General features: G+C 65.2%; 11 protein-coding genes. 6 read left to right on the top strand and 5 right to left on the bottom strand.

The window, feature by feature from the left end; translation table 11 throughout:
• Positions 1-20 precede the first annotated feature (20 nt).
• The 4 genes from T428_RS0121280 (at position 21) to T428_RS30030 (ending at position 4,321) form a co-directional block, all read left to right on the top strand.
• Complete coding sequence (locus T428_RS0121280) at positions 21-1,196, top strand: PPE family protein (RefSeq protein WP_156943056.1); 1,176 nt, start codon at positions 21-23, stop codon at positions 1,194-1,196.
• 7 nt (positions 1,197-1,203) lie between these two features.
• Complete coding sequence (locus T428_RS0121275; RefSeq protein WP_025738061.1) at positions 1,204-1,500, top strand: WXG100 family type VII secretion target; 297 nt, start codon at positions 1,204-1,206, stop codon at positions 1,498-1,500.
• A gap of 72 nt (positions 1,501-1,572) precedes the next feature.
• The gene (locus T428_RS0121270; RefSeq protein ID WP_025738060.1) at positions 1,573-1,857 is read left to right on the top strand and encodes a WXG100 family type VII secretion target; all 285 of its coding nucleotides are present in this window, start codon (positions 1,573-1,575) and stop codon (positions 1,855-1,857) included.
• 655 nt (positions 1,858-2,512) lie between these two features.
• Entirely contained in the window at positions 2,513-4,321 is a 1,809-nt protein-coding gene (locus T428_RS30030) for an MFS transporter (RefSeq protein ID WP_036468608.1), read from the top strand.
• A 17-nt stretch (positions 4,322-4,338) separates the two neighbouring features.
• On the opposite strand, the gene T428_RS0121260 is transcribed toward T428_RS30030, so the two are convergent.
• The 3 genes from T428_RS0121260 to T428_RS32955 all read right to left on the bottom strand — a co-directional run bounded on the left by T428_RS0121260 (position 4,339) and on the right by T428_RS32955 (position 6,790).
• Complete coding sequence (locus T428_RS0121260; RefSeq protein WP_025738059.1) at positions 4,339-5,538, bottom strand: PPE family protein; 1,200 nt, start codon at positions 5,536-5,538, stop codon at positions 4,339-4,341.
• 57 nt (positions 5,539-5,595) lie between these two features.
• Complete coding sequence (locus T428_RS36225; protein ID WP_245605017.1) at positions 5,596-5,895, bottom strand: PE/PPE C-terminal domain-containing protein; 300 nt, start codon at positions 5,893-5,895, stop codon at positions 5,596-5,598.
• A gap of 163 nt (positions 5,896-6,058) precedes the next feature.
• Positions 6,059-6,790: a PPE family protein gene (locus T428_RS32955; RefSeq protein ID WP_051465309.1), complete on the bottom strand. Its 732-nt coding sequence runs from the start codon at positions 6,788-6,790 to the stop codon at positions 6,059-6,061.
• Between the two features lie 165 nt (positions 6,791-6,955).
• On the opposite strand from T428_RS32955, the gene T428_RS0121250 reads away from it, so the two are divergent.
• Both T428_RS0121250 and T428_RS0121245 read left to right on the top strand, forming a co-directional pair.
• Complete coding sequence (locus T428_RS0121250) at positions 6,956-7,384, top strand: YidH family protein (RefSeq protein ID WP_084298824.1); 429 nt, start codon at positions 6,956-6,958, stop codon at positions 7,382-7,384.
• Positions 7,385-7,391: 7 nt separating this feature from the next.
• Complete coding sequence (locus tag T428_RS0121245; RefSeq protein ID WP_036468618.1) at positions 7,392-7,703, top strand: DUF202 domain-containing protein; 312 nt, start codon at positions 7,392-7,394, stop codon at positions 7,701-7,703.
• A gap of 83 nt (positions 7,704-7,786) precedes the next feature.
• Here T428_RS0121245 and T428_RS0121240 read toward each other — a convergent pair whose 3' ends face one another.
• Positions 7,787-8,323, bottom strand: a complete 537-nt coding sequence (locus tag T428_RS0121240; protein ID WP_025738056.1) for an HdeD family acid-resistance protein — start codon at positions 8,321-8,323, stop codon at positions 7,787-7,789.
• 448 nt (positions 8,324-8,771) lie between these two features.
• A complete protein-coding gene (locus tag T428_RS0121235; protein WP_025738055.1) occupies positions 8,772-9,914 on the bottom strand; it encodes a GDSL-type esterase/lipase family protein in 1,143 nt (380 codons plus the stop codon).
• Positions 9,915-10,199 lie beyond the last annotated feature (285 nt).

Genomic DNA, 10,199 nt, shown 5'->3' with positions numbered 1-10,199 from the left:
GTTGGTGAAGGAGTGGTTTGGTGTTGGATTTTGTGGTGTTTGCTCCGGAGGTTAATTCGGGGCGGATGTATGCCGGTGTGGGTTCGGGGCCGTTGCATGCTGCGGCTGCGGGTTGGGATGGTTTGTCCGCGGATTTGGCGGGGGCGGCGGAGTCGTTTGCCTCGGTGATCACCCAGACCACCGAGGGTGGGTCGTGGCGGGGTGTGGGCGCGGCGGCGACGACCGCCAGTGCGGCCCCGTATGTGGGCTGGTTGCACGCCACCGCCGCAGCCGCCGGGGAGGCCGCGGCCGCGGTGCGGACCGCGGCGGCGGCGTTTGAAACCGCGCGCTCGGCCACGGTGCACCCCGAGGCGGTCGCGGCGAACCGGGCCCTGCTGGCCTCGCTGGTGGCGTCGAATGTGTTGGGGCAAAACACCCCAGCGATCGCGGCCACCGAGGCCCAGTACGGGCAGATGTGGGCCCAGGATGTGGCCGCGATGTCGGGCTATCAGGCCGCCGTGCACGCCGTGTCGCAGCGGCTGGCGCCGTTTACCGCACCCCCGGCCAAAGGCAGCGGGGCCACCCCGACTAAGCCGGTGATCAACCCCAACTTCACGCCGACCGGCTCGGGGTTGACCCCCACGGGTGGATTGACCCCGACCGGTGGGCATGGCGGCACCGCCACCGGCGGGGGCGCCGGCCCGGTCACCCCGGGTACCGGTGGTGGCGGTGCCGGCGGGTCGGTGATGTCGATGGCGGCCTCGATGGTCGAAGAGGGCGCCATGACCGGCGCGTCGATGGCGATGATGCCGCTGACCTCCATGATGGGCGGCACCCCCGCCACCGCCCCGACCGACACCGCCGCCGCGGCTGCTGGTTTGGCCGAGGCACCCGCGGCCGCGGCGGGTGCCGGGGTGTCCGGGCCTGTGGCCGCCGGTCTGGGTGGGGCCCGCCCCATCGGCGGACTGTCGGTGCCCCCCTCCTGGGCGGCTCCGCTGGCCGGTGAAACCGCCGGGGTGCCCGCCCTTGCCGGGGTGGGCGCCGCGGGTGTCAACGCGGTGCCCGCCGGTATGAGTGGGGCCGCCCCGATGGGCGGCATGCCGATGATGCCCATGGGCGGTGCCGGAGCACCCCTGGCCGCCGCCGGAGCCGCCGGCATGCCCGGTGCCGGCGGGGCCGGCCGCGGCCCCTGTGTGGGTGCACCGGAAAGGAAGTAGAAGGCAAATGACTTCTCGTTTTATGACCGACCCCGCCGCGATGCGGGCCATGGCGGGCCGTTTTGACACCCACGCCCAAACCATCTCCGATGAGGCCCGCAAAATGTGGGCGTCCTCGCTCAACATCGCCGGCTCCGGCTGGAGCGGCAGCGCCCAGGCCACCTCGCACGACACCCTAAGCCAGGCCAACACGGCGTTCACCAACATCGTGACCATCCTCGGCGACGTGCGTGACAACCTGCTGCGCGACGCCACCCGCTACGAAACCCAGAAACACGCCTCCCAGCAGATCCTGCGCGGCTAACCCCACCCCATTCACTGCGGCCACAGTGTGTTGCCGCACAAACACTTTCACAGAAAGGAACACACGTTCATCATGACGATCAACTACCAATTCGGTGATGTCGCCGCCCACGGCGCCACCATCCGCGCCCAAGCTGCAGCCCTAGAAGCCGAACACCAAGCCATCATCGCCGACGTCCTCGCCGCCGGGGACTTCTGGGGCGGCGCCGGCTCCACCGCCTGCCAAGAATTCATCACCCAACTCGGCCGCAACTTCGCCGTCATCTACCAATCCGCCAACACCCACGGCCACAACATCACCAACGCCGGCGACCACATGGCCACCACCGACGCCACCGTCGGCAGCAACTGGGCCTAACAACAGTGAGGTTCAACAGGCCGCGTCTGTGTTTCTGCTCGGAGGAACAGACAACACGATAGGTCGTTGAAGTTCGAGAGAAATGGCAGTCGCGGCTAGGAGCGGGCTCATTCCCGCTCCTAGTTGCGATGTCGTTTGCGGGGTACGCGTTGTAACAGCACGCAGTTCTGCGTGAAAAGCTTTCCGCGACAGGCCTGTTGAGTCGTCGCAAACCAAATGAGGTCAAGTCCGCAGTCCCCTATGGCCGCATACGCCCGGCGGACTCATAAAATCTGACATGTATTACGGCGAAACGTCCGCAGTAATACGTGCCGCAACTGACATCCACGGCTACGCTGCTGCTCACCCAACCGGGGACGGTACGCAGCTGGGCAACGAGGCGTCAGAGGGGCAACGGCAACCGTGTCGGCTCCCGTCATACGTGATAGCCTTGCCGCACAGGAGAATTCGATTGACCAGGCGGCGATTTGCACAAGAGAACACCGGACGCCATCGTCGCGAATTGACCCGAATCCGCGCCGATAGCACGACGATGCCCACGTCGTGTGCGGACACTCGTCGACCACGGCCAGGATCGGCACCTCTTCCGAAGCGGTGGCGGCTGCAAACCGAAAGCCCGTCACGGTCGCACAATCCCTGGAACACGCTGTGGGCGATGATGATCGGCTTCTTCATGATCATGGTCGACTCGACCATCGTCGCCGTGGCGAACCCCACGATCATGGCCGAATTGCACACCGGGTATGACACCGTCATCTGGGTAACCAGCGCCTACCTGCTGGGTTATGTGGCGGTGATGCTGGTCGCGGGGCGACTTGGTGACCGATACGGCACGAAGAACCTCTATTTGATCGGGCTTTTGGTGTTCGTCCTCGCCTCGCTGTGGTGCGCGTTGTCGGGTAGCGCGGCCGTGTTGATCACGGCGCGATTCGTCCAGGGCATCGGCGCCGGCGTGCTGACCCCGCAGACATTAGCCACGATCACCCGCGTCTTCCCCGCCCACCGGCGCGGTGTCGCGGTAGGCGCCTGGGGGGCCACCGCTGGGGCCGCGATGCTGGTCGGCCCGTTGGCCGGCGGAGCACTGGTCGACGGTTTGGGTTGGCAGTGGATCTTTTTCGTCAACGTCCCCGTCGGCATCGTCGGGCTGGTGTTGGCGATCTGGCTGGTCCCGCTGTTACCCACCCACGCCCACCGATTCGACCTGACAGGTGTGGGGTTGTCCGGGGCCGGCGTCGTACTCGTCGTGTACGGCCTACAACACGGTGAAGCCGCACAATGGCAACCGTGGATTTGGGCCGTGATCGTGGCCGGGATTGGGTTGCTGACGGTTTTCGGCTACTGGCAGTCGGTCAACCCCGGCGAACCGCTGGTCCCGACGGAACTCTTCCGGGACCACGATTTCGGCCTGTGCACGCTCGGGGTCGGCGTCATGGCGTTTTCGGTCACCGCGATGATCCTGCCGCTGACGTTCCATACACAGGCGATTTGTGGGCTCTCACCGACACAGACGGTGCTGGTGATCGCACCGATGGCGATTGCCAATGGTGTGTTGGCGCCACTGGGAGGAACCATCACCGACCGGTATCACCCGCGGGCGGTGGTCGGCTTTGGCTTCTCGCTGTTGGCGGTCGCATTGACGTGGCTGTCGTTCGAGATGTCGCCGGGCGTGGCAACCTGGCGGCTCGTCCTGCCGCTGGGCGTCGTGGGGGCTGCGATGGCGTTCGGGTGGCAGGCGTTAGCCGCCACGGCGACGCGCAACCTGCCGTCGCACCTGGCGGGCGCCGGCTCTGCGGTGTACAACTCGGTCCGCCAGCTGGGCGCGGTGGTGGGAAGCGCGGGTATGGCCGCATTCATGACATCTCGGATCGGTGCTGAAAAGCCGTCGTACACAATCGATCCCGAGGACATGGCGGGGCTACAACTGCCCAAGTTCATGCTCGAGCCATTTTCGGCAGCGATGGCGCAATCCATGCTGCTGCCCGGCTTCGTCGCGCTGTTCGGGATCGTCGCCGCACTGTTCTTGCTCGGTGTGGCGCCCCCAGCGACGAGCCTGGCATCCGCGCGGTCCGATCCGCCCGGCGCAGGCGATGACGACCTGGTCGCCGACGATGACTTTGACGATGACCACTATGTCGAACTGATCCTACTCCGGCCGCAGTCCGATGGCTCGCCCGAGGCGGAGACGGACACCGCGCCCATACCCACACTAAGACGTCCACCCTCGGCAACACCGATCCGACCTGCCCGCAACGGGTTTCATGTGGATACCGACCGGCGATTCAGTTGGTTCACCGATATGTCGGTGCCGACGGTCCCATCCGCACCGCGCGAACCCGGGCGGATAATTACGCCGCGCGTGAATGTGATTGCCCGACAGGGCTTCACCGCGGCTCCGTCATCGGGCGGCCAACACCGCCGGCATTGCGATCCGGACGACAGCCCGACCGGGTACGGCCGACACTGAGGCCCCGGCGCCGGGGATTACCCGCCGACCGCGGGCCTGGGCATCTTGAATCGCCGGTCTCTCATCCGGAACATCCGGTTGCCGCCCGGCCGCCTGTCGCGGGAGCTCAGCGATGCCACACCGGAGGTCGGCATCGCGGGTGGGGTGGCCGCGTTCGTGGTGGTCCCCGCCGTCGGATGTCGGGGGTCACTTCGCATCGGCTTTTCCACGCCGTCGACCCGCTGCAGTGCGGCCGTCCAGTCGGGTGAAACGTCGGATCCGATGACGCGACCACGCGGATACGCATTCTCGAGCAGCAGGTTGCGAGCCATTGACGATGTCGTGGGCCGTGCCGGCTCCGGCCCGACCGGCGGAACAGCCACCTTGGGTTGGGCGGTAGCGACCGGATGCGTGGGGAGGCCGGCCTTGACCGCGTAGGCATAGTTTCCGGTGTCGAAGGTGGTCTCGGCCAAGGCGAAGACCAGTTGTAGCGGCACCATAAGGAGCGTGTTGAGGTTGGCGAAAGCGATGACGAGTGCTTCCCACCGCTGCAACCGATCTAGTGACGCGGGCGCGTTCGCTGTGCTTGGCGCGCCGCTGTTCAGCCAGGGCAGCACAGCCTCCCTCGGTGAGGCTTGTCGACTTCGCGTGGGCGCAGGAGTCGAAGCAGCATTCGCCGGTACGAGGTCGACGCCGGGAAGTGGTGTTTTGCAAGCGATTTGGGGTGGCGATCCGAACGGCACCAACGTGGTGAACTCCGCGCAGGTCTGCGCATAGTCGTACATCGCGGCCGCATCCTGGGCCCACATTTCGGCGTAAGCACTTTCAGCCGCGGCGATCGCCGGGGTATTCTGGCCGAGAAAATTCGTTTCTGTCAACGTCGCTACGTGGGCACGATTGGTGGCGATCATCTGCGGCGGAACCATTGCCCGCAAGGCCGCCTCGTAAGCGGCAGCCGCGGCGCGGGCTTTGCCGGCGACTTCGGCAACCTGTTCTGCCGCGGTCGCGGCCCACGCCAGATACGGTGTGACCGCATTGGACATGGCCGTTGCCGCTTCCCCGGACCAGGCATCGTGTTGCAGCTGCGCGAGCACCGACGTACAGCCTGCGGTGTAGGACTCGAGTTCGACGGCCAACGCCTCCCAAGCCCTCGCTGCCGCGACGAGCGGCTGCGATCCCGCACCGGAATACATGTTGGCCGAATTGATTTCGGGCGGGAGAACCCCAAAGTCAGGCATCGGTTCTGTCCACTTGGCGTTCGGACTGCGGTGCCAATTGCGGTGGGTGGTCACCGGTTACCCTCCGAGGGAGGGCCGTGGCATCTTGTAGCGACGCAGACCTACCCGCAGGACGTTGTTGACGGTGGGACGCCACGGGCCCGCGGCGGTTCCCACGCCGGCGGCCGGTGCCCCACCGAACAGGCCGGGAGCCGGGCCGTCAACGTCTCCGGGCGCGTCCGCGATGCCTGCTTCCGGCAACCATTGCGGGTCCTCGGAGAGGCTGACTACCGGCGCGGTGGACGCCCAACTTTGGGGAACAGACAATCTACCGATTGGTGCTGCGCGTCCGATGCCGGCAGTGACCCGCCCGCCCATTCCGGTTGCGCCTACCTCGCGGGTGCGCGGGCTCGGTCGGCGGCTCCGGCATAGATCCTGCCGACTGCGCATGAGAGTCCACGTCTCTTTTCGCCGCGTAGAGAAAGCTTCCCGCTGAAGTGTTAGGTACGAATGACGCTGCTGCACAGGTTAATCGGTGCTGTCAAGGTGTTGAAGTCGGCGAAGGCGTCGAGGAGCAGACCTTCCAACTCCGCCCAGTAGGCCACCGGCCGGCGGCGTTGGCGGTGTCCACCGTGGCGAGGCGTTGCAACCCATGGGGAATTTTCGCGACCAATTGCGCCAGCGTCTGCCGAGTGGTGCCGACAGGTGAGTTCTCGACGCCGCGCGCGGCCAGCTGTGCGGACGCGCTCGATCCCGGCGGCGGGTCGGCGAACGGGTAAAGAGTGCTGGCCGTCGACGATGATGCCGCATAGTTGAACATCGCCGCGGCATCTTGGGCCCACATCTGTTCGTAAGCGGCCTCGGTGGCCGCGATCGCGAGTGCGTTTTGGCCAAAGACGTTGGTTGCGACCAATTTCAATAGCTGGCTGCGGTTGGCCGCCACCGCCTCCGGCGGCACAATAGCCGCAAGCGCCATTTCGCACGCGGCCGCTGCGGCGCGGGCCCGTCTGGCCGCCTCCACCGCGTTTGACCCGGTTTGGGACACCCATGCCACGTAGCCGGCCGCGGTGCCGGCCATGGCGTCCGCCGCAATACCAGACCAGCTCTCACACTGCAGCCGCGTTATCACCGAGGTGAAACCGGTGGCCGTCGATTCCAACGTGTGCGCCAGCGCGTCCCAGGCCGAGGCGGCAGCCAGCAGTGGCCCTGACCCGGGGCCTCGAGAGAGCCGGGCCGAGGTGATTTCGGCTGGCAGTGCGCTGAAATCCCGCATCAGCGTTGCCTTTTAGCCCGCAGCGTCGCCGTGAGCAGCGGGGTGCAGTGTTTCGACAACCCGATCATGCCCGGCCGCTCCGCCCTTTTTGCATTGTACATACTTCTGTGATCATATATGTTCTGGCCTGCGGCTGCCAGGTGGGACGAAAGTTGTGGGGGCTAAATGGGGTCGGTTGCACCAGGCTGGCAGACGCCGCCTTCGGCGGTGCCACAACACGGGTTCGGTGCTTCACATGGGCTTGCGGTTGGCGGCGGCGATGAGCCTGATTATCGGTTCACCCTGGCGAACGAGCGCACCTTCCTGGCGTGGCAGCGCACCGCGTTGGGGCTGCTGGCCGCGGCGGTGGCCCTGGTTCAACTTGTTCCGGAGTTGGCGATGCCCGGGTCGCGGCGCGTGTTCGGAGTCGGACTCGCGATTCTTGCGATGTCTACCAGTGCCATAGGGATGTTGCGGTGGCGGCAATCCGACGAGGCAATGCGTCGCGGCGGTCCACTGCCTCGGCACCCCTCCCCTGCCTACCTTGCCGTGGGCCTGAGCCTGGTGGCGGTTATCGCGATCGGCCTGGTCGTCGGCCAGATGATCTCGAGTTGAGCCGGTGATGTTGGGCCGTCCGCGGCTACCGTTGGAACGCACCACCCTGGCCTGGACACGGACGTCGGTCGCGTTCCTCGTCAACGGCGCACTGTTGGCTATTAAGCTGCTTCGCAGCCCGCTAGCCCCGTCGGCGGTTGCACCCGCGATCTTGGCTGTGCTGCTGGCGTTGTGCACGTCGGCGATCGCTGTGCGGCGCCAGCGTGCACTGCTACGCATTGCCGGCCCGTCGGGCATTACTGCGCGCCGACAGGTGTACGTGGTCGGGGCGGCGGCGATGCTGCTGATAGTGCTGATCGTCCCCGCACAACTGAACTAGCTCGGCGGTTATGCGTTGTGGCTCTTTATACGCGCCGGCCGACGTCGCTGAGTTGCTCATGACGTCGGCCGGCACGGCACCGGTTATCGGCCGGGGCGGCGAGATGCCTTGCGGATGGCAAATGACGAGATGACCTCGAATACTCCGATCACCAAGAGCCAGATACCGACGACGAAGACGACGGCCAGGATGGACTTGAAGGGCCGGACCATGATGACGACGCCGCCCACCAGAATGATGAGCCCCAGCACGATGTTCCATCCCCGGCCGGGCGACAGCGGACCGCTGAGTCCCGAGACGGCGGTGGCAGCGCCGCGGAAGATCAAGCCGATGCCGATCCAGACGGCCAGCAGCAAGACCGCGGTGCCGATGTAACGGAAGGCCAGCAACGCGAGGACCAATGACGCTGCGCCGCTGACAAAGAGCAGAACGCGGCTCGCTACTGAAACGTGCATGCCGAGCGCGAAGAATACCTGCGCGATGCCGGAGCCGATCAGATAGACGCCGAACGCAATCGCCGCCACGAGAACCGAGATTCCCGGCCATGCCAGCACCAAAACGCCCAGAGCCACTGATGCGAGGCCGAAGATCAGCGTGGATTTCCAGAGGTGCGGCTGCAGGCGGGCAGCGGCGGGCCAGCCACCTGGGTGGCATCGGGGTGAGCGCCGGTTGCGGCGGTTTCCCCTACCGGGGAGTTGACAGTCATGATTTGTGTTCTCCTTCAGTTGAATTCGTCGGCTCCAGCGGATTCTGGATCCGCATGTGCATACACGGTGAACCGATCAGGGTGCGGCATTGTTGGACAGCGGGGCACCACCCGAGTACCCGGGGTATCAAGGGGATCCGAAACCCACCCCGCAGGATTCCCTCACTGACGCGAGGCCTCGGCTGGCCCACCCCACCCGGCCGGGTGTCGCCGCGACGGATAGGCATGCCTTGCTGTGCTCGACAGTCCAACCCTGCATCGGTGGGCGGCGCGAATCATCGTTGATACTGCCGAACTTCGTGACCTCTCGACGTCGTAGCTGGTTCGGCCGGGTCTCATCGGGCGGCAGGGCAGTCCCATGGTCATCCTTGATTGCTGCAGGTGCCGCCATGGTCGGTGCTAATGGCGGCGGCGGCAAGGCAGTGACCGAGTTGCTGTTGACCGAACGCATTTGGGTGTGCGCTCTCTAGAGTTTCGCCTTGGAATCCGCGAATCCAGCGCACCCATTCACTGTCGGATTTGGGGCGCGGGGACCGCAGGCTGTCGCCGTTGCCCGATTGGCCGATGCCTTTGGCGCATACTTCGTGGCCGTCCAATGCGCGGCTGATGTCAAGGAAGTCCACGCCTCCCACCGCGGCGGCCACGTCGCGCAGTGCCTTGGCGACCTCGGGGACGGCCGAGCCGTATGCCCAGTCAGAGTCGTCGTTGTAGATGGGGCAACAACCGCCTGAATGTAAACGGGCCCAATCTGTTTCGGGATAGCGGTTGTTCGCTGCCGGCGGAACGGTTGAAGGATAGGACTGCAGCACCAGTCGGTAGTCCCCGTCGCGGTATCCGGCCTGGGACATGGTCGCGCGGATGGAATGCAATGATCGAGTGACCGCGTCTTTCATCATCGCCAGGCGCCGGTCGAGTTCGGCCGCCAGCGTCGTGTTGCAGTGTGGGCCATGGGTGATGAAGTCTTTGACGCATTCTCCGACCATGTCTCGAAACTGGATGTCATTGCCGCCGATCGAGACGGCGATCAGCTTGATGTCCTTGGCCAGGGCGTACTGCATCAGTTGATCGACCTGTCGTGGTTCACCTTTGAATGACGTTTGGTCGATGTCGGCGGTGGTGGCGCCCGAGCATGCGACGTTGATGCGATCCGGCTGGGAAATGTTGTAGGTTCGGCCGCCGACCTGGACTTGGGAGACGTAGGTGATCTCTGCGCCGGCAGAGCGATCGCAGCCGTTCTTATACGAAGATCCATAGACCCGTTTGGGGTCGTGCGCGCACACCGTTTCCCAGGGTCCGCAGAGGAAGGCCGCGAGGTCGGTGCCGTGCCGGCTGCCGGGCATGGACGGTTCTCCGTTGCCTTGCCACCGCCCGCCCTCGCCGGAAATGTAGCTGTCTCCCAGAGAGATGACGGCCGGTGACTTCACGTCGGCCCGCGGAGCGGCGACGGAGAAGGGGGACACGATCACCGCCGCCTCGAGCGTGACGACGCTGGCCAGGACCGTCAAGACCGTTCTGTGTGGGACCACCAGAATTCCAATCAATGTGGTGCCGAATAAATCGGAGATAAGCCGATCGCTTGAACCTGATCATCTTCTTCGGCTGGGTAAACGCCAATATCAGTTATCATCTTTATTTCGTTCCGTGACACCGGCGTATTGCAATTCTCATTGTTTACGTAACGACAAAGCTGCCATTAATCGAAGGCGTGAATATCTGTGAATTGATTTTTCGACAACTACGTGCGGTGTCCGCCTTTTTCTCAGTGCTTTGACCGATGTATTGCCGGGTGC

It is taken from the genome of Mycobacterium genavense ATCC 51234, assembly GCF_000526915.1.
Taxonomy (GTDB): Bacteria; Actinomycetota; Actinomycetes; order Mycobacteriales; family Mycobacteriaceae; genus Mycobacterium; species Mycobacterium genavense.
Note: the sequence above shows the minus strand (reverse complement) of the source record. Positions and strands in the feature narration are given on the sequence as shown.